This window comes from Serratia proteamaculans (genome assembly GCF_013337185.1).
Classification (GTDB): Bacteria; Pseudomonadota; Gammaproteobacteria; order Enterobacterales; family Enterobacteriaceae; genus Serratia; species Serratia proteamaculans_D.
The window spans coordinates 215,074-238,886 of sequence record NZ_SWDE01000005.1 but is presented as its reverse complement, the minus strand read 5'-3'; the positions used below and the strand labels follow the sequence as shown (position 1 = coordinate 238,886).

20 protein-coding genes are annotated in these 23,813 nt (G+C 56.3%); 10 read left to right on the top strand and 10 right to left on the bottom strand.

What is annotated here, in order from left to right:
- Window positions 1-75 precede the first annotated feature (75 nt).
- From ghrB to FCL49_RS19430, 8 genes are all read right to left on the bottom strand, one after another.
- On the bottom strand, window positions 76-1,053 hold the full coding sequence (gene ghrB / locus FCL49_RS19465; protein ID WP_135314585.1) for a glyoxylate/hydroxypyruvate reductase GhrB: 978 nt from the start codon (window positions 1,051-1,053) through the stop codon (window positions 76-78).
- 104 nt (window positions 1,054-1,157) lie between these two features.
- Window positions 1,158-2,426, bottom strand: coding sequence for an MFS transporter (locus tag FCL49_RS19460; protein ID WP_017891160.1), 1,269 nt, complete (start codon window positions 2,424-2,426; stop codon window positions 1,158-1,160).
- A gap of 97 nt (window positions 2,427-2,523) precedes the next feature.
- Window positions 2,524-3,483, bottom strand: a complete 960-nt coding sequence (locus FCL49_RS19455; protein ID WP_174354802.1) for a sugar kinase — start codon at window positions 3,481-3,483, stop codon at window positions 2,524-2,526.
- A 6-nt stretch (window positions 3,484-3,489) separates the two neighbouring features.
- Window positions 3,490-4,242 carry a sugar phosphate isomerase/epimerase family protein gene (locus tag FCL49_RS19450; RefSeq protein WP_174354801.1) on the bottom strand — a complete coding sequence of 251 codons (753 nt, stop codon included), beginning with the start codon at window positions 4,240-4,242 and terminating at the stop codon, window positions 3,490-3,492.
- Window positions 4,243-4,424: 182 nt separating this feature from the next.
- A complete protein-coding gene (locus FCL49_RS19445; RefSeq protein WP_041418841.1) occupies window positions 4,425-5,441 on the bottom strand; it encodes a LacI family DNA-binding transcriptional regulator in 1,017 nt (338 codons plus the stop codon).
- A gap of 137 nt (window positions 5,442-5,578) precedes the next feature.
- The gene (locus tag FCL49_RS19440; RefSeq protein WP_135314588.1) at window positions 5,579-6,241 is read right to left on the bottom strand and encodes an OmpA family lipoprotein; all 663 of its coding nucleotides are present in this window, start codon (window positions 6,239-6,241) and stop codon (window positions 5,579-5,581) included.
- 268 nt (window positions 6,242-6,509) lie between these two features.
- A complete protein-coding gene (locus FCL49_RS19435) occupies window positions 6,510-6,968 on the bottom strand; it encodes an N-acetyltransferase (RefSeq protein WP_174354846.1) in 459 nt (152 codons plus the stop codon).
- The gene (locus FCL49_RS19430; RefSeq protein WP_174354800.1) at window positions 6,944-7,507 is read right to left on the bottom strand and encodes a DNA-3-methyladenine glycosylase I; all 564 of its coding nucleotides are present in this window, start codon (window positions 7,505-7,507) and stop codon (window positions 6,944-6,946) included. The genes FCL49_RS19435 and FCL49_RS19430 overlap by 25 nt, the downstream gene beginning before the upstream one ends.
- 198 nt (window positions 7,508-7,705) lie before the next feature.
- Between FCL49_RS19430 and FCL49_RS19425 the strand changes: the two genes are divergently transcribed.
- On the top strand, window positions 7,706-9,694 hold the full coding sequence (locus tag FCL49_RS19425) for an autotransporter outer membrane beta-barrel domain-containing protein (protein WP_174354799.1): 1,989 nt from the start codon (window positions 7,706-7,708) through the stop codon (window positions 9,692-9,694).
- Window positions 9,695-10,307: 613 nt separating this feature from the next.
- Window positions 10,308-11,051 carry a helix-turn-helix transcriptional regulator gene (locus FCL49_RS19420; RefSeq protein WP_174354798.1) on the top strand — a complete coding sequence of 248 codons (744 nt, stop codon included), beginning with the start codon at window positions 10,308-10,310 and terminating at the stop codon, window positions 11,049-11,051.
- A gap of 142 nt (window positions 11,052-11,193) precedes the next feature.
- Here the strand turns inward: FCL49_RS19420 and FCL49_RS19415 are convergent, their stop codons facing one another.
- Entirely contained in the window at window positions 11,194-12,534 is a 1,341-nt protein-coding gene (locus FCL49_RS19415; protein WP_174354797.1) for an MFS transporter, read from the bottom strand.
- 262 nt (window positions 12,535-12,796) lie between these two features.
- On the opposite strand from FCL49_RS19415, the gene glyQ reads away from it, so the two are divergent.
- The 6 genes from glyQ (at window position 12,797) to FCL49_RS19385 (ending at window position 21,140) form a co-directional block, all read left to right on the top strand.
- Window positions 12,797-13,711, top strand: coding sequence for a glycine--tRNA ligase subunit alpha (glyQ, locus tag FCL49_RS19410; RefSeq protein ID WP_012004542.1), 915 nt, complete (start codon window positions 12,797-12,799; stop codon window positions 13,709-13,711).
- Between the two features lie 9 nt (window positions 13,712-13,720).
- Window positions 13,721-15,790, top strand: coding sequence for a glycine--tRNA ligase subunit beta (glyS, locus tag FCL49_RS19405; protein WP_174354796.1), 2,070 nt, complete (start codon window positions 13,721-13,723; stop codon window positions 15,788-15,790).
- Between the two features lie 302 nt (window positions 15,791-16,092).
- Window positions 16,093-16,812, top strand: coding sequence for a DUF3053 domain-containing protein (locus FCL49_RS19400; RefSeq protein ID WP_153858617.1), 720 nt, complete (start codon window positions 16,093-16,095; stop codon window positions 16,810-16,812).
- A gap of 552 nt (window positions 16,813-17,364) precedes the next feature.
- Entirely contained in the window at window positions 17,365-19,284 is a 1,920-nt protein-coding gene (locus tag FCL49_RS19395; RefSeq protein ID WP_174354795.1) for a PTS mannitol transporter subunit IICBA, read from the top strand.
- Window positions 19,285-19,342: 58 nt separating this feature from the next.
- Window positions 19,343-20,494, top strand: a complete 1,152-nt coding sequence (locus FCL49_RS19390) for a mannitol-1-phosphate 5-dehydrogenase (RefSeq protein ID WP_174354794.1) — start codon at window positions 19,343-19,345, stop codon at window positions 20,492-20,494.
- A gap of 94 nt (window positions 20,495-20,588) precedes the next feature.
- Window positions 20,589-21,140: an MltR family transcriptional regulator gene (locus FCL49_RS19385; protein WP_012004547.1), complete on the top strand. Its 552-nt coding sequence runs from the start codon at window positions 20,589-20,591 to the stop codon at window positions 21,138-21,140.
- Here FCL49_RS19385 and FCL49_RS19380 read toward each other — a convergent pair.
- Window positions 21,137-21,745 carry a LysE family translocator gene (locus FCL49_RS19380; RefSeq protein WP_012004548.1) on the bottom strand — a complete coding sequence of 203 codons (609 nt, stop codon included), beginning with the start codon at window positions 21,743-21,745 and terminating at the stop codon, window positions 21,137-21,139. The two genes, FCL49_RS19385 and FCL49_RS19380, sit on opposite strands and share 4 nt — an antisense overlap.
- A gap of 140 nt (window positions 21,746-21,885) precedes the next feature.
- Between FCL49_RS19380 and FCL49_RS19375 the strand changes: the two genes are divergently transcribed.
- Complete coding sequence (locus FCL49_RS19375; RefSeq protein ID WP_174354793.1) at window positions 21,886-23,352, top strand: PLP-dependent aminotransferase family protein; 1,467 nt, start codon at window positions 21,886-21,888, stop codon at window positions 23,350-23,352.
- A 72-nt stretch (window positions 23,353-23,424) separates the two neighbouring features.
- Complete coding sequence (locus FCL49_RS19370) at window positions 23,425-23,787, top strand: YibL family ribosome-associated protein (RefSeq protein WP_135314598.1); 363 nt, start codon at window positions 23,425-23,427, stop codon at window positions 23,785-23,787.
- Window positions 23,788-23,813: the final 26 nt, after the last annotated feature.

Genomic DNA, 23,813 nt, shown 5'->3' with positions numbered 1-23,813 from the left:
CAGATAATTTTCCGGGAGGAGGTGGCAGGGGGAGAGGGATGGAACGAAATGGGCGGCGGGCGCCGCCCTTCATGACTATTTCTTCAGCAGTTGCGGATTCACGCAGTTTTCTTTGACCGTGCCGGTCAGGGCGGCAATCAGGTTGTCGACGGCGCATTCGGCCATGCCGTAGCGGGTCTCATGGGTCGCAGAACCGATATGCGGCAGCGCCACTACGTTTGGCAGCTTCAGCAGCGGTGAAGACACATCCAACGGTTCTTTTTCGAACACGTCCAGCCCGGCAGCGTGGATAGTGCCGTTTTGCAGTGCTTCAATCAGTGCCGCTTCATCCACCACCGGGCCGCGACCGGCGTTAATCAGGATGCCGCTCTTTTTCATCTTCGCCAGTTGCTCACGGCTGATCATATGGAAGGTTTCATCGGTCAGCGGCAGCGTAATGCAGATGAAATCGGATTCGGCCAGCAGGGTATCCAGGTCGCAGCGGCGGGCGTTAAAACGTTGTTCCGCCTCTTCGTGCGTGCGGCGGGCGTTATACAGCACCGGCATGCCGAAACCGAAGTGCGCACGTTGCGCCAGCGCCAGGCCGATTCGGCCCATCCCGAGAATGCCGATGGTTTTATGGTGCACATCGACGCCAAACCAGTCGGCCCCGATACTGCCCTGCCATTCGCCGGCCTTGACCCGTTCGGCGACTTCAACCACCCGGCGCGCTGTCGCCAGCACCAGACTCATGATGGTATCGGCGACGGTTTCGGTCAGCACGGTAGGGGTATGCATCAGCAGCACGTTATGGGCATTCAGCGCGTCGACGTCGAAATTGTCGTAGCCGACGGAAATGGTTGAGGCCGCGCGCAGTTTTGGCGCCTGCTGCAGGAAAGCCTCATCAATTTTGCCGCCGGAACCGATGATCCCTTCCGCCTGTTGCAACGCCTGGCGCAGCTCATCGCGGTTATCCGGGGTCAGGCCGTCGAAGGCGTGCACGGTGAAGTGCTGTTCCAGTCGTTCACGCAGGTCGGCAGGGATGTTTTTGTATAAAACGATAGAAGGCTTCATCACGAACTCCAGCAAGCTAACGATTAGGACGTTGGGGATCCAACATAACATAAAGCAAAAAGGGTGAAGGGCGCAGCGCCCGTCACCCCGGTCATTCAGGTCGATCAGGCCAGTTGTGGCTGGGCCTCGTTGCGAGCGGGTTTGACTACCAGCGTCAGCACCACCGCTGCCAGCAGGGCAATGGCCATAAACATATAAGAAGCCGCCGGGCTACCGGTAGCGCCGTTCAGGTAACCGACAAACCACGAGCCGAAGAAGGAGCCCAGCGCACCCATGCTGTTGATCAGTGCCATGGCGCCACCGGCAACGTTTTTCGGCAGCATTTCAGGAATGATGGCGAAGAAAGGCCCATAAGGGGCATACATGGCGGCACCGGCAATTACCAACAGGGTGTAAGAGACCCAGAAATGGTTGGCGCCGACGGCGTAAGAGCCGAAGAAAGCCAGCGCGCCAATCAGCAACAGTGGCCAGACGAACAGCTTACGGTTTTGCATTTTGTCGGAGGCCCAGGACACCAGGATCATGGCGATAGTCGCCGCCAGATAAGGCACCGCCGACAGCCAGCCGGCTTCCACCATGCCCATCTGCATGCCGCTGCGCAGGATGGAAGGCAACCACAGCACGAAGCCATACACGCCAATACTCCAGGCAAAGTACTGTGCGCACAGCAGAATAACGTTGCGTGAGCGGAAGGCTTCACCGTAGTTCCGTACCGCTTTAATGCCTTTTTGTTCTTCTTCCAGCTGTTGTTGCAACGCCTGCTTTTCATTGTCGCTCAGCCATTTGGCCTGGGCGGGTTTGTCTTTGGCCAGCACCCACCAGCAGAAGGCCCAGATCACCGCCGGAATGCCTTCAAAGATGAACATTTCACGCCAGCCGTAGGCGTGGATCAGATAGCCGGAAACCACCGACATCCACAGCACCGTTACCGGGTTGCCGAGGATCAGGAAGGTATTGGCGCGTGAGCGTTCTGATTTGGTGAACCAGTTGCTGATGTAAATCAGCATCGCCGGCATGACCGCGGCTTCAACCACGCCGAGGATAAAGCGGATAGCGGCCAGCATGGGGATATTACTGACCATGCCGGTCAGTGAGGCGCAGGCCCCCCACAGGATCAGGCACCAGAAAATCAGTTTTTTAACGCTGCGGCGTTCGGCATAGATGGCGCCGGGGATCTGGAAAAAGAAATAGCCGAGGAAAAACAGCGCCCCCAACAGCGAGGACATGCCCTTGGTGATGCCCAGATCGTCATTGATACCGGCAGCCGAAGCAAAGCTGAAGTTGGCTCGGTCGAGATAGGCCAGGCTGTAGGTGATAAACACGATGGGCATGATGTACCACCAGCGTTTAGCCGCGATAGTCGCTTTGTTCATGTTCAGATTCCTCAGTGTTCTCCCAACGCGTCCTGGTTGTAGGGCCAGAGGTACACGTCGTGTGGAGAAGTCGGTTAACCGATTATGTTTGTTATATTTATTCAGCCAGTGCCGCGCGGGTCGGCAAGCCTTCGCTATCGCCGATGGCCTGGATCGCCAGCGAGCCGATTTTGTTACCGCGTTGAACCGCCTGTTTCAGCGTTTTGCCTTCCAGCAGAGCGCTAAGGGTGCCGACGGCAAAACCGTCGCCTGCCCCCACGGTGTCCACCACGTTGTCGACTTTGATGGCCGCGACTGCCGCCTGATCGCCAGCAGCGGTTTTAAACCAGGCGCCGTCCGGGCCGGTTTTGATAATCACCGCCTGTACGCCGCGCTCCAGATAAAAATCGGCAATGCCTTCCGGCGTTGATTGGCCGGTGAGGATTTGTCCTTCTTTCAGCCCCGGTAGCACCCAGTCGGCGGCAAACGCCAGCTTATTGAGCTGCTCGATCATCACCTGTTGGCTGGACCACAGCACCGGACGCAAATTAGGGTCGAACGAAATGGTTTTGCCCATTGCCCGCATCTCACGCGCGGCATGGTGACACAGCGCCAGCGACTGGCCGGACAAGGCTGCCGCTACGCCGCTCAGGTGCAGATGGCGTGCGGAACCGAAGTAATCGCGGTTGAAATCGTCCACAGAAAGGTGACTGGCCGCCGAACCTTTGCGGAAATACTCCACTTTGGGATCGGTACCATCGGTGGTTTTCGATTTGATCTGAAAACCGGTCGGATAATTGCCGTCTACCGTGACCTGCTGGGCGTTAATGCCTTCTTTTTTCAATTGTTGCAGGGTGAAACGGCCGAAACTGTCATTGCCGACGCGGCTGACCCAGCCGACGTTCAGGCCCAGACGTGCCAGACCGATCGCCACGTTCAGCTCGGCACCGGCAATGCGTTTGGTGAAGGTTTCTACTTCCGCCATATCGCCGGTTTGGCTTGCCACGAACATGGCCATGGCTTCACCCAGGGTGACGACGTCCAAGGGTGCGCTATGCGCGGCTGTCAGCATTGTCATGATGTTTTACTCCGCGCGTAACAGGTTAACGTAGTAGCGGGTTACGTCTTCCAGACTGTCGCCCTGCAATGGGAATTCAATACCGCGTGGGACATCCTGTGGCAGGCGGGTCAGCAACTCACGCCAGCGGCCGTCACTGTCGTCGAGCGCCACGGCGCGCCAACCGCGCAGGCCATGGGTGGCCGCCTTCACGTGCACATAGCTGACGTGGCGAGCCAGACGCTCGGCAGCGGCGAAGGCGTCTTGCCCGACCCAGTGCCAGTTGGCCATATCGAAAGTCATGCTGACCGGCAGACGGTTATCTTCCGCCGCGTGGAAAAAGGCGTTCAGCAGTGACAGAATGCCGCAGTCCGGGGTCTGGTCATTTTCCACCACCAGGCTGACCGGATGCTGCTCCAGTGCCACTTTCAGTTCGGTAAAATCGAAGCCGGGCTGGTAATGGCCCAGGGATAATTTTAACTGGCGTGCGTTCAGCGTCTGGGCTTCCGCCAGCAGAGCCGCCAGGTTGGGGTTCAGAGTGTGCTGTGGGGTAAACAGGGCTTCAGGTGCGGAGTAAACGGCAAACAGTTGCTGCTGTTCGATGGCCTGAGCCAGAGCCGGCAGGGCCTGTAGATCCTGAGCAGAAAACAGTTCGCGGCGGATTTCTACGCCGTCGGCACCTGCCGCGGCGATAATCGGCAGTAAAGCGGCCTGGCCACCGAGCTGCTGGACGGTATCGGTGCCATAGGCGCCGGTCACTATGATAATTTCTCTGGTCATTTTTGCTCCTGAGGTGGTGTTAGTCCCACCGATGCTGTTAACCACAAGTTAAATGGTACCGGTTCCAGGTGAAAGCGACAGAGTGTAAAAATATGATCGCAATCACGAACCTGAGCAAAAAATAGTCTGGATGATGTGATGAAGGGGCGTCACAGGCGCGCCCCGGCGGGAAAGAAGGGAGATTATCGGGTGGTGGAGCCGCGTACGATCAGTTCACCGGGGAACATCTGTTCGCTGATAGGGGTATTCAGACCCTGAATGCGTTGCACCAGTTGTTCCAGTGCCGCATGGCCCATCTGATAGGTAGGTTGCTTCAGAGTGGTGATGCCCACCCCAGCCAGTTCGGCCCATTCCAGTTCGTCAAAGCCCAGCAGGCCGATATCGCTGCCCCATTGGATACCCAATCGGCGCATGGCGCGTGCCACCTGTAGCGTCAGGGCACCATTAGCGGAAATAACCGCCTTGCGCATACCGCGATGGCGGGCGTTAAAGTCGCGGATCACGCCTTCCAGCTGCTTAACGTCGTTAAGCGGAGTTTCGGCCTGTTCGGCCAACAGTCCGGCATGTTGCGCCATAGTCTGGTTAAAGGCGTGCAGCCTTTCCAGGCGGGTATTGACCGTGCCGATCGGCTCGCTGAGAAACAAAATGGCTTCGAAACCCTGTTGCAACAGGTGTTCCGTGGCGACGGTTGCCGCTTCGTGATTGTTGAGGCCCACCACATCACAGGCAAAATCAGAGATTTTGCGGTCAATCAGCACCATGGGTAACATCGATTGTTGCAGGGTCGACAGCGCCTCTTCGCGCATACCGACGGCATTGACCACGATGCCTTCTACCCGGTAACTGCTAAGCAGTTGCAGGTAGTGCTGTTCCTGATTGACCTCGTTATTGGTATTACACACCAGTAGGGTAAAACCATGCTGACGACAGGCCGCTTCGATACCGCGCATCACGTCCACCGAGTAGGGATTGGTGATATCGGCGATGATCAGGCCAATCAGCCGCGTTTGGCCGCCCTTCAGGCTGCGTGCCATCTGGCTGGGGCGATAGTCGAGCTGGTGGATCGCCTGTTCGATGCGCTGTTTGAGATCGTCAGAAAGCAGGTGCTGCTCACCATTGAGATAGCGCGATACGCTGGTTTTACCGGTCTTGGCGGTTTTCGCCACATCGCTGATGGTGGCCCGCCCCGAGGCGCGCATTGCCTTAACACTGCTCACAGCCGATCTCCCCTGTGGTTAATTGCCAAGGAGACTAACACACCCGGCGCAGAGCCGGAATGCCCAATGGCGGAGCGCCGGGGGATAAGAAGTGGCGGGGCAGAGCGCCCCGCACGGGATTACTGCAGCGGGCTGAGGGTGATTTCAACGCGGCGGTTTTGCGCCTTGCCTTCTGTGGTGCTGTTGGAGGCGATCGGGTTGTCCGGGCCGGCACCTGAGGTGCGGATGCGGTTGGCCGCTACGCCCTGGGTGATCAGCGCACTACCGACGCCGTCGGCACGTTGCTGCGACAGGGTCATGTTCAGCGCACGGGAGCCGGTGCTGTCGGTGTAGCCGATGATGTTAACTGCCGTTTTCGGGTATTCCTTCAACACCATGGCCACGCCGGTCAGGGTATTGGCACCCGCCGGTTTCAGGGTAGCGCTGCTGCTGTCGAAGGTGACGTTATTTGGCATGTTCAGCACGATATTGTCGCCCTGACGGGTCACGCTAACGCCGGTACCTTTCATTTTGTCGCGCAGTTTGGCTTCCTGCACGTCCATGTAATAGCCGGCACCGCCGCCCAGTGCTGCACCGGCAGCGGCACCAATCAGTGCACCTTTGCCGCGGTCTTTTTTAGACGAGGACAGCATGCCGACGCCTGCGCCCAATGCCGCGCCGATCCCTGCGCCAATGCCGGATTTTCCGGCTTCAGATTCCCCGGTGTACGGGTTGGTGGTACAGGCTGACAGCGTGAGCGCCAGGCTCACCGCGCCGGCAATAATCGCAATGCGTTTATTCATGTTTTTTCCTTTGTGGCATCAAAATCTGTGTGCGTCAGTCCAATCTCGGGGACGCTAAAAAAACCGTTGGCCGCCTGGCACGCCAGGTTGCGGCGCTACTATGACGCGCATCTCCTCCGGCAGTTCCGGAAAAAAACGTGACAATTTATAAGCGGCTCACGGGCTGCGCTTGTTATCCGGTAAAACGGAGGGGAATACCATGCAGCGGATTCTGAATTGAGCGCACCCCGGTGCGGAGTGCGCTGTTTTTAGCCAGAAATGACAAAAATCAAACGCTGGCGGCCCAGTTCATGATCAACGTATGGGCTTGAGTTTCTTCATTAAACAAACGCTGTGTGACGTGAAAACCCTGCTTATGGTAGAACGCGCAGGCCCGCAGGTTTTGCTGATAGACCTCCAGACTTAACCGGGGATAGCGCTGCTGCACATACGCCATCAACGCCTGGGCGACGCCACGGCCGTGAAATGCCTGGTCAACAAACAGCGCGCCAATAAAGCGTTGATCCAACACGCTGATAAAGCCGACGATTTCCCCTTCGTGCCAATACGCCCAACTGTGTGCGCGCGGCAGGTAGTTTTCCTGCACCAGGGTGGCGCTTTCCAGCCAGTAGCTTTCCTTCACGAACGGATGGGCGGCGATGGTGCTGGGCAGCCACAGGGCCATCAGTCGCGGCAGATCGCCCGGATGGCAAGGGCGGATCGCTATGGCTTTGGGTAGCAGAGGCAGCCTGTCAGATGATCGTTCACCAGCCCGCTGGCCTGCATAAAGGCGTAACAGGTAGTGGAGCCGATAAATTTGAAACCGCGTTTTTTCAGCGCTTTGGACATGGCGTCCGAGCGTTCGGTTTTTGCCGGTACTTCACTTAACTGTTGCCAACGGTTGAGCAGCGGTTCGCCGTCGACAAACGCCCAGATAAAGCTGACGAAGTCTTCTCCGGCCGCCTCCATCGCCAGATAGGCCCTGGCGTTGGCGATAATGGCTTCGATTTTGCCCCGGTGGCGGATAATACCGCTGTCCTGCAGCAAGGTTTCCACCTCTTGTTCAGTGATGGCCGCCACCCGCTGCGGATCGAAATTGTGGAAGGCGCGACGGTAGTTTTCACGCTTTTTCAGCACGGTGATCCAGGAAAGTCCGGCCTGTTGTCCTTCCAGACACAGCATTTCGAACAGTTCCTGCGCATCGGTGGTCGGCGCGCCCCATTCCTTGTCGTGATACTCGAGATATAACGGATCTGCCGTCACCCAACCGCAACGTTCATTGACCATACTGACTGTCCTTGTGCTGTGTTTATTTACAGTAAGCATCGCCCGAAGTTGCGAACTTGGCAAGCCCCTGATTGTTTTATCAACAACCGGCTTGACGTGGCGAAAAAGCCAGCAATATTTACTAGATGGCCGGTAGCCAAAAAGGCCAATGATAAAAAGGTATTTTCCTTCATTTGCTTGGCTCTCAGGAGTCTGTTCATGCCTCTAAAAATAACTCGTATGCCCCGCCCAGCGGTGCTTGCAGTGGCAATATTATGCAGTATGACGACCCCGGTGCTGGCCTATGACCAACTCTACGTGTTTGGCGACAGCCTAAGCGACACCGGCAACAATGGCCGCTTTACCTACGACAGTAATAAACACCTGTTATACGACGAAGTGCTGGCGCAACGTATCGGTGCTGCGCTGGTGGCCTCGGATAACGGTGGTGACAACTATGCCGCCGGTGGTGGCGTGGCGGTGCCGGCGCTTAACCCGGCGGATAACACTCAGGATCAGGTGCAGAGCTATCTCAACCGGGTCAATGGCCGGGCCGATGGTGACGGCCTGTATATTCACTGGATTGGTGGCAATGACCTGGCGGCGGCGGCGTTAAACCCGACGACTGCGCCGGGTGTGGCCTACAACAGTGCGGCCGCCGCCGCCGCGCAGGTTCACTCGTTGTTAAATGCCGGCGCCGGTACGGTGATCGTTCCGACGGTGCCGAATATTGGCTCTACGCCGCAACTGATGGAGCTGATTATCCAGCAGGCGCTGACTCCGGTGCAAAACGCGGCAGTGCAGGCGGCCTACGCCACCCTTAATTCGCTGGCGACACCGGACAATGACTCGCGGACTCAGGCCATCCACCAGGCGCTGACGGCCGCGGCGGCGCAGGGCAGTGCCATCCCGCAGGTGCAGCAGGCGATTGCCGCACAGCTGATTGCCGCCTTTGACAGCCTGAGCGCTCAGGCCGGGCAACTGACCGATTTTTATAACCAAAGCGAAGACCGCCTGCTGGCACAGGGTGGTGGCAATATCGTTCGGGTTGACGTAAATAAGCTGTTTAGCGAAGCCATCGCCAATCCGGCGCAGTTTGGCTTTACCAATACCGCCGGTATGGCCTGCCCGCCAGGTGTTTCTTCCGCGGTGTGCAGCTCTGCGATGCCGGGTTTTGACAGCAGCCAATCCTACCTGTTTGCCGATCATTTCCACCCCAGCCCGCAGGCACATCAACTGATTGCCGATTACATTCAGGCGGTGCTGGACGGCCCGGCGCAGGCAGTGGCGCTGAATCAGGCGACGGCGGCCATGGCGCGTGATAGCCGCGCTACCCTCGACAGCCGTTTCCAACAGCTACGCAATGGCGACAACCCGCAAGGGGCGCTGGGCGTGTTCGGCGGTTATGCCGGACAACACTATGACTATTCTTCCAATCTGGCGGCAGGTGACGGCAACGCCACCACCCATAATCTGACGGTCGGGGTGGACTACCAGTTGACGGACGGCTGGTTAATTGGGGCGCTGATTTCCGGTTCCAATGACGATCAGCAGCCTTCCAGCCGCTATGAGTACAAGGCGCGCGGCCTGCTGTTTTCGGCCTTTACCGCCCTGGATGTGTTTGAGCACGGTTGGGTGAACGCCGATCTGCACTACGCGACAATGGATTACGATGATATTCGCCGCAGCATGCAGCTAGGGTCGTTAACCCGCACCGAAACCGGTAGCACCGATGGCAAGCAGTGGGGCGCACGGGTCACCGCCGGTTATGACTTCCCTGTTACCTCCTACCTGACCACCGGACCGATGGCGCAGTTCGCCTGGGATTACAGTAACGTCTCCGGTTACAGCGAGGACGGCAACGACAGCACCGCCATGCGGTTCAATGACCAGAACTACCATTCGCAGATTGGTGCGCTGGGCTGGCGGTTAGACAGCAATTTCGGCCTGTTTAATCCGTACGCCGAGGTGAGCTATCAGCATCAGTTTGGCGATGATGTCTATCGGGCCGGCGGTGGACTGAAGTCCACCCAGACCTCTTTTACCCGCGACAGCGCCAATCAGGATAAAAACTGGGTGGATGTGACCCTGGGAGCAAACATGCCGCTGACCGATCAGGTGGCCGCGTTCGCCACCGTTTCGCAGACCGGCGGCCTGAGCAGCGGCGAACAGTTTATGTATAACGTCGGCGTCAGTGCTCGGTTTTGATAGTTCAAACGTATGGGCCTAAAGTACAGGCCCATTCAAAGAGGGCTGTCTGATTTGGAAGAGTTCTCTGGCTGAGGTTTTTGCTGTTAATGATTGAAAATTAGGTTTTTTATTGAATCTTTCACCGAAGCAGTCAGGGGCTGGCCTTATAGGGTATTTACATACCATTGGAAAAAGCATAGTGTTGTCACTGTACTTTAGTAGGGTGCTTGGTGACGGGCGCTTTACAGCGACGAAATAGGCAATTACAGAAAAAAGTCGCTTTACAACTTATGCTTCAACATCAGGGAATTATTATTAATCAATAAGATGGAATTTGTAGTACAAATTGGAATGTGCCCTTCTGGGCGCTTCAGTTTCCCTGCCGGACAGCTCTGGTGTTCTCCGTGTTATCAAGGTTGCACCAAGATGTTCATTTCAGACCGGGTAACCGCACCGATTGCTGATTTTTCAACTCATCGCTCTGTCACTTCGCGTTAAAACTTATCCAGACATGCCGTTGGACGAATAGCCTGTTTTTTGACCCTATGGTCGCCTCCGTTGGATCGGTTCTTAATACACATTTCAAATACTGCTATATTATACCTTTACTTTCTTCCACGGAGGCGTATACGTGACTAGCTCATTCTTTGATAATGAATTAATCAACGAGGGAATCAAAAGGGATTTAGAGAGTCACATTATCAATTATAATAACATAAAATATGTTTATGCTATAATGAACAAAAGGAACCCGGCAAACTTTTCTGTTATATCAAACAGAGTGGATTGGTTTGAGACTTATACGAAAAATAACTTTCAATTTATTGACCCCGTGCTTATTACTGCATCCAATCGCATAACTCCCTTTGCCTGGGATGAGAATCTGATTGTGGAATCAGGCGTGAAATTTTCAAAGTTATTTGACGCCGCTAAAAATTATAATATTGCCAATGGCTATACATTTGTCCTGCATGATCATCATCACAATCTTGCTGTGTTATCTTTCTTCCTGGGTGGCCAAAAATCTGGGAATATAGACCTGATAGAGAAAAATAAAAACAAACTGCAAATGTTATTAATAACAATGCATGAAAGATTAATTGGAGAGTACCAGAGTCTGAACAGTACGGGTTATTTTGAAAAGATAAACGATAAGGAAATATTCTCCGTTCGTGAAAATGAGGTGCTTTATCTGGCAAGTATGGGGAAATCCTATCCTGAAATCGCACTTATCTTGGGTGTTAAGCTGACGACAATAAAATACCACATTGGTAACGCCGTAAAAAAACTGGGTGTTACTAACGCTAAACATGCCATTAGGCTTGGGGTTGAGCTTCAGCTAATCCGGCCTGTCCTCTTCGACGCGGAAGGCTAACGGACGAGTATCGTAATATGTATGCAAACCAGTTAATTTCCGCGATAGGGAAAATGAAGCGTCATTACCGGCGGGTAGCAAAATTAACTTAACTCGACATGCGTGAATCTGACGGCATCCTTGCCTCATGGTTTTGTTGTTATCACTGCGCTACGTGTTGCATGCCACTGTGGTTCGGTTGCGCGCTGCCAGCCCCGATCTTTCGTTCCGGCTGCAGTACAGTCATGCACAGCATGCTGCAGAAAGACACCACGGCGGTGGCCAAGAACATGGCGCCATAGCCGTGGTGTTGGGCCAGCCAGCCGCTCAGCATAGGTGCGGTGATCGAGGCAATATTGGCAATCGCCAGCGTCATGCCACTATAAGCCCCTACGGAAGCTCTCGGCGTTACGTCGATCACCACCGACCAATACACATTATTCACCAGCGCATTCAGCGCGTTTCCCAACGTCATCAGCAAAATGATTTCGGTTGGCGTGCTCATAAAGGGGATCAACAGGAAGCAGGTGGCGGTCAACAGCAGCGTTACCGCCGCAAACAGGTTGCGGGCCAGCCGCAGGTTGCCGAAGCGTCTCAGCAGCGCATCGGCGATGCGGCCGCCGAGCAGAACGGTGAAACAGGCTCCGCTCCACGGGATCATCGCTACATACCACAGCGAGTGCAGATCGTAATTAAAGGTATCTTGCAGGTATTTAGGCCCCCAGGTGACCAGCACAAAGGTGACATAGAGGAAAGAGAAGTAACCCAGGGCGTTAAACACTAGAGTGCGGTTGGTGAAGAAAGCCCACCACGGCAGACGCGGTTGCTGACTGTCTGCCTCCTGATCGGCGCTGATAACTGCCAGTTCGGCGGCGTTGACCTGCGGATGCTCTTGCGGCGTGTCGGTGAAGAAACGGGCAAACAGCAAAATGGCGATCAGCGAGAACAGCCCCAGCAAAATAAACATGCTGCGCCAGTCATCGGTCAGCAGCAGTAGCCCCACCGCCAGCGGTGCGGTTAGCAGCGACCCCACCTGGGTGCTCAGTAGCCCGATGCCCAGTGAAAATCCGCGTTCTTTGCGCGGTGCCCAGTTAGCGATGGTTTTGTTCATCAGCGCATAGGCCGGGCCTTCGGCAAAACCGAACATGATGCGCAGTGCGGCGAAGCCCATGATTGCCGAACCCCCGAACAGTGCCACCCCCAGTTCACCCGCCCAGGCGGTGGCAATCTCCAGCAGCGACCACAGGGCCCCGGCGATCAGCCAGACCTTTTTGGTGCCGACGCGGTCGGCCAGAAAGCCTCCGCACAGCGAACCGAATAAATAACCAAAGCCAAAGTAACCGAGTACGGCACCCAACTGGGCCTTGTTGAAGTTGAATTCTCGGGAGATATCGTTGGCGGCGAAGGACAGCGCACCGCGATCGACGTAATTGATCAACGCAATAAAGAACACCATGGCGAAAATACGGTAGCGATAGCGGCTGTCGGTTAAGGCGGTAGTCATCAGCGAACCTCCTGAAATGTTGGTTATCAGGAAGCTAGCAAGGTTAGTGCCAGTCTCGGCGGCCAGGGTGGGCAGGGGGCCGTGATGTATCCGCAGAGTGAAACAGTGCCATTCGGGCGCATCTGCCCCATTTCAGTGCGCAAAAACGCCCCGCTTCTTTGATGAATCACACTTGTTACCGGATTCGGGCTGTATATCTTACGGTCAACGGGTATACTGGCGCATCCCATTTAAATCCACTTGTATCGCGTGCGAATTCAACATGCAAAAGTTTGATACCAAGACCTTTCAGGGCCTGATCCTGACACTGCAGGACTATTGGGCGCGCCAGGGCTGCACCATCGTTCAACCATTGGACATGGAAGTCGGCGCGGGAACCTCACACCCGATGACGTGCCTGCGCGCACTGGGGCCGGAGCCTATGGCCACCGCCTACGTGCAGCCGTCCCGCCGCCCGACCGACGGCCGCTACGGTGAAAACCCAAACCGTCTGCAACACTATTACCAATTCCAGGTGGTGATTAAGCCATCGCCGGACAACATTCAGGAACTGTACCTGGGCTCGTTGAAAGAGCTGGGTCTGGATCCGACCATTCACGACATCCGCTTCGTGGAAGATAACTGGGAAAACCCGACGCTTGGCGCCTGGGGCTTGGGTTGGGAAGTGTGGCTGAACGGCATGGAAGTGACTCAGTTCACTTACTTCCAGCAGGTTGGCGGCATGGAATGCAAGCCGGTAACCGGCGAGATCACCTACGGTCTGGAACGTCTGGCGATGTATATCCAGGGCGTGGACAGCGTCTACGATCTGGTGTGGAGCGACGGCCCGCTGGGTGTGACCACCTATGGTGACGTGTTCCACCAGAACGAAGTGGAGCAGTCTACTTACAACTTCGAATACGCCGACGTGGACTTCCTGTTCTCCTGCTTTGAGCAGTACGAGAAAGAAGCCCAGTCGCTGCTGGCGCTGGAAAAACCACTGCCGCTGCCGGCTTACGAACGTATTTTGAAGGCTGGCCACACCTTCAACCTGTTGGATGCGCGCAAGGCGATCTCGGTGACCGAGCGTCAACGTTATATTCTGCGTATTCGCACGCTGACCAAAGCCGTTGCCGAGGCCTACTACGCTTCTCGCGAAGCGCTGGGCTTCCCAATGTGCAAAAAGAACAAGAGCTAAGAGGCAGCCATGACTCAACAGACTTTCCTGGTGGAAATCGGCACGGAAGAGCTGCCGCCGAAGGCTCTTCGTTCACTGGCAGAAGCTTTTGCCGCGAATTTTACCGCCGAGCTCGATAGCGCCAACCTAGAGCACGGCGAAGTGAGCTGGTTTGCCGCTCCACGCCGTCTGGCGCTGAAAGTGGCTAATCTGAGCGCTGCACAGGCCGATCGCGAAGTCGAAAAACGCGGTCCGGCCATTGCCCAGGCGTTTGACGCCGAAGGCAAGCCAAGCAAAGCGGCCGAAGGTTGGGCACGCGGTTGTGGTATTACCGTCGATCAGGCCGAACGTCTGGCGACCGACAAAGGTGAATGGCTGCTGTATCGCGCCCACGTTAAAGGCCAGTCCGCGCAAGCGCTGCTGGCGGGCATGGTCAGTAATTCACTGGCCAAGCTGCCGATCCCGAAACTAATGCGCTGGGGTGATTCCGACGTGCAGTTCGTGCGTCCGGTGCACACCGTGACGATGCTGCTGGGTGCGGAACTGATCCCAGGCACCGTGCTGGGCATCGATTCTGCCCGTACGGTTCGCGGCCACCGTTTCATGGGTGAAGCCGAGTTCACTATCGACAACGCCGACCAATATCCGCAGATCCTGTTGGAGCGCGGTAAGGTGATCGCCGATTACGAAACCCGTAAGGCAATGATCAAGCGTGACGCCGAGCTGGCTGCGTCGACCATTGGCGGCAAGGCCGATCTGAGCGAAAGCCTGCTGGAAGAAGTGGCCTCGCTGGTCGAGTGGCCGGTGGTGTTGACCGCCAAATTCGAAGAGAAATTCCTGGCGGTGCCGGCGGAAGCGCTGGTGTACACCATGAAGGGCGATCAGAAGTATTTCCCGGTGTATGACGCCGCGGGCAAACTGATGCCGAACTTTATCTTTGTGGCCAATATCGAATCCAAAGATCCGCAGCAAATTATCTCCGGTAACGAGAAGGTGGTGCGCCCGCGTCTGGCCGATGCCGAGTTCTTCTTCAACACCGACCGCAAAAAACGTCTGGAAGATAACCTGCCGCGTCTGGAAACCGTGCTGTTCCAACAGCAACTGGGTACCCTGCGCGACAAGACCGATCGTATTCAGACGCTGGCGGGCTGGGTTGCCGGCCAGATTGGCGCCGATGTTAACCACGCCACCCGTGCGGGCCTGCTGTCGAAGTGTGATCTGATGACCAACATGGTCTTCGAATTCACCGACACCCAGGGCGTGATGGGCATGCACTACGCGCGTCATGACGGCGAAGCTGAAGACGTGGCGGTTGCACTCAATGAGCAGTATCAACCGCGCTTTGCCGGTGATGCGCTGCCAGAGTCGCTGGTGGCCTGTTCGCTGGCGATCGCTGACAAGATGGACACCCTAGCCGGTATTTTCGGTATCGGGCAACATCCGAAAGGCGATAAAGACCCGTTCGCACTGCGCCGTGCTGCGCTGGGCGTGCTGCGTATTATCGTTGAGAAAAACCTGACGCTGGATCTGCAGACCCTGACCGAAGAGGCCGTGCGCCTTTACGGCAGCAAGCTGACCAACGCCAAGGTGGTCGATGAAGTGGTTGAGTTTATGCTGGGCCGTTTCCGCGCCTGGTATCAGGAAGAAGGTCACGCGGTAGACACCATTCAGGCGGTGTTGGCACGTCGTCCAACCAAACCGGCGGACTTCGATGCGCGCGTCAAAGCGGTGACCCACTTCCGTACCCTGGAAGCGGCAGCTGCGCTGGCTGCGGCCAACAAACGCGTTTCCAATATCCTGGCGAAATCTACCGATACGCTCAATGACCGCGTCCATGCCTCGGTATTGAAAGAAGCGGCTGAGATCCAACTGGCGACCCATCTGGTGGTGCTGCGCGATAAGCTGGAGCCGTATTTTGCGGCAGGCAACTATCAGGATGCGTTGGTGGAGCTGGCTGACCTGCGTGAGCCGGTCGATGCGTTCTTCGACAACGTCATGGTAATGGCAGAAGACGAAGCGGTGCGTGTGAACCGTCTGACGCTGCTGAGCAAGCTGCGTGAGCTGTTCCTGCAGGTCGCGGATATCTCCGTGCTGCAATAAGCGGTTTTGCTGTGAAAAGGCGCCTTAGGGCGCCTTTTTTATTGCTGTTTCCGCAGTGGACGGTTTTGTGTCAAACCAGTTCCTTTTAACGCGGCCAAAAGCTCGCCGACTTGGGGGGGGACTTGGGGGCTGACTTGGGGGGTAGGACTTCGTCATTGCCCACCTTTCACCGAAGAATAACCCCCGAAAGGTGAATCGCGTATCGTATCGCACTCAGTTGATCTATTCTTATAGGCGCAGGGAGTGCAGCAAAAGGGACGGAGTCCGATGAAAAAGCAGGTTTATAACAGGAGTTATGTCACATGGCGGTAGGGATCCAGAGCAGAAATTTCGCGCGTTGGTTGGCCCCGGTATTGGCATTGTTGGTGGTCATGCAGCTGACTGCTTGCGGCGATAAAGAGCCGGAACAACGCAAGGCGTTTATTGATTACATACAGAATACGGTGATGCGCAGCGGCGCGAAAATCCCGACGCTGAGCGAAGATCAGAAACAGAAGTTCGGCAACTATGCCGGTGATTACGCTATTTTGGTCGGTTTTTCACAGCAGTTGTCCAAGTCACTGGATGCCAGCCTGACGCCGGCGTTGGATCAGATTAACCAGATCCGCACCGCACAGGACTACATGAGCAAGCGTGATTCGCTGCAACAGTCCGTTGGGGCTCTGAACCTGCTGGGGCAGCAGATCCAGTCAGCCAAGTCACAGGCGGATACCGCCCGGGCAGCGCTGAAGCAACCTGACGATCTGAAAGCGGTGTATAACCAGGCCTACGACAAAATTGTCACCGGGCCTGCCAATGCGCTGATGCCGGTTATTCCAGCTACCGCCAGTTTCGTTCAGGATCTGGTGCAGGTGGGGGATTTCCTGCGCACTCAGGGCAATCAGGTGAGCTTTAACAATAACGGCGTGCAATTCCGTACTTCTCAGCAGGCAACGCAGTACAACACCATGATGTCGAATCTGGTCGCCAAGCAGCAGGATTTACTGAACGCACAGAAAACCGTCTCAAGCGTCACCCAGTAATAGTGTAAACGCAGAGGCCGGCATCCCGGCTTCTGCCATTTCTCTTCAGCCATTCCCTGCCAGTCTTTCCAATCACTTGCTCACTTCTTGCTCGTCGCTTCTGTACTACACTTCAATTAATCATCCTTTTCCGACATGTAGTTTTCTTTCATTCATCCATCGCACTGTTATTTCCCGACGGGATGAATGCTCACAGGGAAGAACACCTCCAGACCAGGATTCGGTAGCCATCAACAAATAAATTGTGATTAACGTCACAATTTAAAAACAAACACGCAATATGAAAATGTGACGTGCATCGCATTTTTCCGGGATTTTAGGGTGGATTTAGCGCGTTGTATTTTTTCTACACCGATTAAATGTGATGCAAATCACCATAAGTGCCCATTGAGTGGGGTGGTGTTGGTGATCTGCATCACAAAAAATTCGTGAAGTTCGCACGGTAAAAGCAGCGTGATAGAGTCCATTTCGCATACAGCCACAACACAGCTGGATCGTAACAACAATAATCACGCGCTCTATTGTCAGCGCGTAACAATAGGGGTGTGTTTTATGTTTTCACCAGATATCAAAGTCAAAGTTCAGAACTTTGGCCGCTTCTTAAGCAACATGGTGATGCCCAACATTGGCGCATTTATCGCCTGGGGTATCATCACCGCGTTATTCATTCCTACCGGTTGGCTGCCGAACGAAACCTTAGCCAAGTTGGTTGGCCCAATGATCACTTACCTGCTGCCGCTGCTGATCGGTTTCACCGGTGGCCGCCTGGTGGGGGGCGATCGCGGCGGCGTGGTCGGTGCCATCACTACCATGGGTGTGATTGTCGGTGCCGACATGCCAATGTTCCTCGGTGCGATGATTGCCGGTCCGCTGGGCGGCTGGGCGATTAAGCATTTTGACCGCTGGGTAGACGGCAAGATCAAAAGCGGCTTTGAGATGTTGGTGAACAACTTCTCCGCCGGCATTATCGGTATGTTGTTGGCTATTCTGTCGTTTATGGCGATTGGTCCGCTGGTTGAAGGGTTGTCGCATATCCTGGCTGCCGGTGTAAATATCATGGTGACCAACAACCTGTTGCCGCTGGCGTCCATCTTCGTGGAGCCGGCGAAAATCCTGTTCCTGAATAACGCGATTAACCACGGTATCTTCTCACCGCTGGGCATCCAGCAGGCGACAGAAACCGGTAAATCCATCTTCTTCCTGATTGAAGCCAACCCAGGCCCGGGTTTGGGCGTGCTGATGGCCTACATGTTCTTTGGCCGCGGCAGTGCCAAGCAGTCTGCCGGTGGTGCGGCGATCATCCACTTCTTCGGTGGTATCCACGAAATCTACTTCCCGTACGTGCTGATGAACCCACGCCTGTTGTTGGCGGTGATCCTGGGTGGCATGACCGGCGTATTCACCCTGACCCTGTTACATGGTGGTTTGGTTTCACCGGCTTCACCGGGTTCGATTCTGGCGGTGTTGGCGATGACGCCGAAGGGCGCTTATTTCGCCAACCTGGCGGCTATCGGTGCGGCCTTTGTGGTGTCATTCGTGGTCGCCAGCTTCCTGCTGAAGACCTCAAAAGTGAAAGAAGAGGACGACCTGGAAGAGGCGACTCGTCGCATGCAGGATATGAAAGCGCAGTCTAAAGGCGGCGCGGCGGCTCATGCAGCGGTCGATGGCGATTTGACCACGGTGCGTAAAATCATCGTTGCCTGTGATGCCGGTATGGGCTCCAGTGCAATGGGGGCTGGGGTACTGCGCAAGAAAGTGGCGGATGCCGGGCTGAAAAATATCTCGGTAACCAACAGTGCCATCAACAGCCTGCCGGACGATGTGGATCTGGTGATCACTCACCGCGATCTGACCGAGCGAGCGATGCGCCATGCGCCACAGGCTCAGCATATTTCGCTGACCAACTTCCTCGACAGCAAGCTGTACAGCGATCTGACCGAGCGTCTGGTGGCGGCCAACAAAACCACCGACAACCAGCAGAAAGTGATCAGCACGCTGGACGATAGCTTTGAAGCGAGCGAGCAAAACCTGTTCCGTCTCAGCGAAAGCAACGTGTTCCTTAACCTGCAGGCCAGCGACAAGGAACAGGCGATCCGCTTTGCCGGTGAGCAACTGGTCAAAGGCGGCTACGTCGAACCGGAATACGTTCCTGCGATGCTGGAGCGCGAAAAACTGACCTCCACCTATCTGGGCGAGTCGATCGCCGTGCCGCACGGCACCATCGAAGCCAAAGACCGGGTACTACGCACCGGCGTGGTGTTCTGCCAATACCCGCAGGGTGTGCGTTTCGGTGATGAAGAAGACGAGGTGGCGCGGTTGGTCATCGGTATTGCCGCACGCAATAACGAACATATCCAGGTGATCACCAGCCTGACCAATGCATTGGATGACGACGGCGTCATCGAGCGGCTGGCGAATACCACCAGCGTGCAGGAAGTGCTGGATCTGCTGGGCGGCAAAAAACGCGGATAACGGAATCATTTTAAGGGGTGCAGCTTGCTGCACCCTTCGACATTAGAAAGGTAGGAATATGAAAGCATTACATTTCGGTGCGGGAAATATTGGCCGTGGTTTTATCGGCAAGCTGCTGGCGGACGCGCGGGCCGAGCTGACCTTTGCCGACGTTAATCAGACGGTGCTGGACCTGCTGAACAGCCGTAAAAGCTACCAGGTCAACGTGGTCGGTGAGCAGGCCCGGGTCGAGCAGGTCAACAACGTCAGCGCAGTGAACAGCGGCAGTGAAGAGGCGGTTGCGCTGATCGCCGAAGCGGATATCGTGACCACCGCCGTGGGCCCGCAGATCCTGGCCAAGATTGCCGGGACTATCGCCAAAGGGCTAATCAAACGTCATCAGCAGGGCAACAGCCAACCGCTGAACATCATCGCCTGCGAGAACATGGTGCGTGGCACCAGCCAGTTAAAACAGCACGTGTTCGATGTGTTGCCGCAGGAAGATCAGGCGTGGGTCGAACAGCATGTTGGCTTCGTTGATTCGGCGGTTGACCGCATTGTACCGCCGGCGGAAGCGGGCAGCAGCGATCCGCTGGAAGTGACGGTAGAAACCTTCAGCGAGTGGATTGTCGATCAAACCCAGTTCAAGGGGCAGCCACCGGCGATTGCCGGAATGGAACTGACCGATAACCTGATGGCGTTTGTTGAGCGCAAGTTGTTCACGCTCAATACCGGCCATGCGATTACCGCTTATCTTGGGCAGCAGGCCGGCCTGCTGACCATCCGCGATGCCATTCTCGACCCGGCGATCCGCCGCGTGGTGAAAGGCGCGATGGAAGAAAGCGGTGCGGTACTGATCAAACGCTACGGTTTTGACGCCGCCAAACACGCCGCTTACATCGAAAAAATCCTCAGCCGTTTTGAAAACCCCTATCTGCACGACGACGTGGAGCGTGTGGGCCGTCAGCCACTGCGCAAGCTGAGCGCCGGCGATCGCCTGATCAAGCCGCTGCTCGGCACGCTGGAGTACGGTCTGCCGCACGCCAACCTGATTCAGGGTATTGCCGCCGCCATGAGCTACCGCAGCGAGCAGGATCCGCAGGCCAAAGAGCTGGTGGAACTGCTGGCCAAACTGGGGCCAAAAGCGGCGCTGGCGCAAATTTCCGGCCTGCCGGCGGAAAGTGAGGTTGTAGAACAGGCGGTTGCTGTGTATAACGCCATGCAAAAGTAGATTCGATATGATGAATCTTCGGGCGCAGCAAGTTGCGCCCCTACACCCCGACTTCGGCATTGACGGCGCCACCCAGGCCATTCGAAAAGCGACGATGGAAGAAGCACAGGCATTTGAAAATAAGGTTCTGGAACGGCTGAACGCAGGCAAGACGGTGCGCAGTTTCCTGATCGCGGCGGTAGAGCTGCTGGCGGAAGCGCTGAACGTGCTGGTGGTGCAGGTGTTCCGCAAAGATGACTATGCGGTGAAGTATGCCGTCGAACCGCTATTGTCCGGCGCCGGTCCATTGGGTGAGCTGTCGGTACGCCTGAAGCTGATGTATGGGCTGGGGGTGATCTCACGTCACGAATACGAAGACGCCGAACTGCTGATGGCAATGCGCGAAGAACTGAACCACGACGGGGCGGAATACCGTTTTGTCGATGATGAAATCCTCGGGCCGTTCGGCGAACTGCATTGCGTGGCTGCGCTGCCGCCGGTACCAACCTTCCTGCAGCCCGGCGAAGCGGAAGAATCGCTGATCGCCATGCAGCGTCAGCGATACCAGCAGGTGTTACGCTCCACCATGGTGCTTTCGGTCACCGATCTGATCGCCGGTATCGGTGCCAAGCAACCGTCCCGGCTTTCCCCGCTCGGCCGCAATTAAGCAAAGGCCGCGCGCCACTCGTCGAATAACAGCCACAGTGCCGTGGCTGCCATCAAGCCCGCCATGACGCCGTTAAACAACCGCAGTTTCCAGGTCACGCGCAGCGCATCACGCAGCCGATCGCCCAATATCGCCCACACCAGTACGCAAGGAATGTTCAGGGCGGTGAAACCGGCAATGATCATCAGCGTATGGCCAAGGCTGGCACCTTCACGCGGGGTGAACAGAATGGCGACGTTAATCGCCATCAGCCAGGCTTTGGGATTCACCGCCTGAAACAGCGCGCCACTGATTAAGCGCATCGGCTGTGCCTGCTGTTTGCCGTCAGGCGAGGCCGCCCTGAATAATTTCCATGACAGCCAGAGTAGATAGGTACAACCGATCACCGCCAACGGAAAGCGGATCATAGCGGCTGAACTCAGGATCAGTGCCAGCAGGGTGGTGGTCAGGGCCAGCTGCACCGCACAGCCGACGCTAATGCCAAACACCATCGGCAGGGTGCGACGCAGACCAAAATTGACCCCGGACGAGGCCAGCAGCAGGTTATTGGGGCCAGGGGTGATCGACATGACGGTGACATAACTGATAAAGGCGGAGTCCAGCATAACGGGTACCTTACAAGGGCTGAGAAGCAAGGGAACCAGCATAAAACCTACAGGCAGATGGTGACAGAACCAAAAACCCGCTATTGTCATGGATACAGTTGTAGCAAATTCAAACTGTACCCATTACCTGGAGACAAACTGTGACCTTGCTCGATGAAATGCCGGAAACGCGCTACCAGCAACTGGCGGATACGCTGGCAGAAGCCATACGCCGCGGCACGCTGCTACCCGGCAGCCGTTTACCTTCGGTGCGCCGTTGCGCGCAGAGCCATAGCGTCAGTATCAATACCGTGGTGGCGGCTTACCGCACCCTGGAAGATCGCGGGCTGATAGAAGCACGGCCACAGTCCGGTTTTTATGTCTGCAACACCTTGCCGGCGTTGAAAGCCGCCTCACCGACCAGCAGCCGGATAGAGCCACCGGCGGACGACGTACTGGCGTTGATCGACACGGTGTTTGCCGCCCAGCAAAATCCGGCGTTCACCAATCTTTCGCTGGCCTGCCCGCAGACTTCTGATTTCTATCCCGGCGGCAAGTTGGGGCGGATGCTTTCGTCACAGTTACGCCGCCAGCCGAATCTGATTGGCCAGTACGCGTTGCCGCCCGGTAGCCTGCGGCTGCGCCAGCAAATCACCCGGCGTTCGATGACATTGGGCATGCTGCTGGAGCCCGGCGACATCACGCTGACTCACGGCTGCATGGAGGCGCTGCAACTGGCGCTGCGCGTGACTACCAGGCCGGGCGACTGCGTCGGCCTGGAGTCACCGACCTATTTTTATCTGCTGCCACTGCTGGCCAGCCTGGGGCTGAAGGCGCTGGAAATTCCTACCGATCCGCAGCACGGCCTGTCGCTGGATGCGCTGGAGCTGTTGCTCAATGAGAAGCGGTTGAACGCGGTGATCGCTATGCCGACGGTGCAAAACCCCTTGGGCAGCACCATGCCGCTGGCGGCGAAAAAACGTTTGGCGCGGTTGATGAACGATCATCAGGTACCCTTGATTGAAGATGGGCTGTACGCAGAGCTGCAGTTCGGTGGTGCGCTGTCCCCGGCGGTAAAATCTTTCGATCGCGACGGTTGGGTGCTGTTTTGTTCGAGCTTTACCAAGACCCTGGCACCGGACTTTCGCATCGGTTGGATCAGTGGTGGCCGCTTTAACGAGGCGTTGCGCAAGCTGAAGGCGGTGTCGTCGATGTCCGAGTCGCAGTTGCTGTCGGAAACCCTGGCGATGTTTCTGGAAACCGGCGGATACGATCACCATCTGCGCAACCTGCGAAAACGCTACGCCGCTCAGGTGGATGAGGCGCGGGCGCTGATTGCGCGTCACTTCCCACGCGGTACCCGGGCGACACAACCCGCGGGCGGTTTTGTATTCTGGGTGGAGTTCCCGGCCGGGGTCGACAGCGTAGCGCTATTCCACCAGATGCTGGAGGAACAAATCTGCCTGACGCCCGGCACGCTGTACTCCCCCAGTGGCCGCTATCGTAACGCGTTGCGACTTTCCTGCTGCTACCCGTTTAATGCACGTTACAGTCAGGCGCTGGCGCGTGTCGGCGCCAAAGCCTGCGAGATGAGCGGCTTGCCGCCGGGCATTGCGCAAGACGAGTAACCACGCGCGCATTTTGCTACAATGTGGACATCATTGATTAGCGTGCCGTATCGGCACAACAGGCCAGAAACCATGAAAGAAATAGAAAAGGCAGAGATCAAGCGCCTTAGCGACCTGCTGGATGCCCTCAAGCACAAAGACACCCTGATTATCCAACAGGGCAATCTTGACCTGATCGCACAGCACACCAAAGAAAAAGAGAAGATGGCAGCGGAAATTGAGCGCCTGAAAGGCGTGCGCGTTGAAAAGCTGAGCGCCGAAGCGCAAAAGCTGAGCCAACTGCCGTTCAGCCGTGAAATCACCAAGAAAGAGCAGGCGGATATGGGCACATTGAAGAAAAACGTGCGCGGCCTGATCGTGGTGCACCCGATGACCGCACTGGGCCGTGAAATGGGCCTGAAAGTGGTCACCGGCTACGCCAGAAAAGCATTCTGATTGCCGGGGCGCCTTTTGTGGCGCCC

Excerpts from the sequence above, each read along its gene's own strand:
- ghrB (WP_135314585.1), bottom strand. The coding sequence starts at position 1,053 with ATGAAGCCTTCTATCGTTTTATACAAAAACATCCCTGCCGACCTGCGT.
- FCL49_RS19460 (WP_017891160.1), bottom strand. The coding sequence starts at position 2,426 with ATGAACAAAGCGACTATCGCGGCTAAACGCTGGTGGTACATCATGCCC.
- FCL49_RS19455 (WP_174354802.1), bottom strand. The coding sequence starts at position 3,483 with ATGACAATGCTGACAGCCGCGCATAGCGCACCCTTGGACGTCGTCACC.
- FCL49_RS19450 (WP_174354801.1), bottom strand. The coding sequence starts at position 4,242 with ATGACCAGAGAAATTATCATAGTGACCGGCGCCTATGGCACCGATACC.
- FCL49_RS19445 (WP_041418841.1), bottom strand. The coding sequence starts at position 5,441 with ATGCGCGCCTCGGGGCGGGCCACCATCAGCGATGTGGCGAAAACCGCC.
- FCL49_RS19440 (WP_135314588.1), bottom strand. The coding sequence starts at position 6,241 with ATGAATAAACGCATTGCGATTATTGCCGGCGCGGTGAGCCTGGCGCTC.
- FCL49_RS19430 (WP_174354800.1), bottom strand. The coding sequence starts at position 7,507 with ATGGTCAATGAACGTTGCGGTTGGGTGACGGCAGATCCGTTATATCTC.
- FCL49_RS19425 (WP_174354799.1), top strand. The coding sequence starts at position 7,706 with ATGCCTCTAAAAATAACTCGTATGCCCCGCCCAGCGGTGCTTGCAGTG.
- FCL49_RS19415 (WP_174354797.1), bottom strand. The coding sequence starts at position 12,534 with ATGACTACCGCCTTAACCGACAGCCGCTATCGCTACCGTATTTTCGCC.
- glyQ (WP_012004542.1), top strand. The coding sequence starts at position 12,797 with ATGCAAAAGTTTGATACCAAGACCTTTCAGGGCCTGATCCTGACACTG.
- glyS (WP_174354796.1), top strand. The coding sequence starts at position 13,721 with ATGACTCAACAGACTTTCCTGGTGGAAATCGGCACGGAAGAGCTGCCG.
- FCL49_RS19400 (WP_153858617.1), top strand. The coding sequence starts at position 16,093 with ATGGCGGTAGGGATCCAGAGCAGAAATTTCGCGCGTTGGTTGGCCCCG.
- FCL49_RS19395 (WP_174354795.1), top strand. The coding sequence starts at position 17,365 with ATGTTTTCACCAGATATCAAAGTCAAAGTTCAGAACTTTGGCCGCTTC.
- FCL49_RS19390 (WP_174354794.1), top strand. The coding sequence starts at position 19,343 with ATGAAAGCATTACATTTCGGTGCGGGAAATATTGGCCGTGGTTTTATC.
- FCL49_RS19385 (WP_012004547.1), top strand. The coding sequence starts at position 20,589 with ATGGAAGAAGCACAGGCATTTGAAAATAAGGTTCTGGAACGGCTGAAC.
- FCL49_RS19380 (WP_012004548.1), bottom strand. The coding sequence starts at position 21,745 with ATGCTGGACTCCGCCTTTATCAGTTATGTCACCGTCATGTCGATCACC.
- FCL49_RS19370 (WP_135314598.1), top strand. The coding sequence starts at position 23,425 with ATGAAAGAAATAGAAAAGGCAGAGATCAAGCGCCTTAGCGACCTGCTG.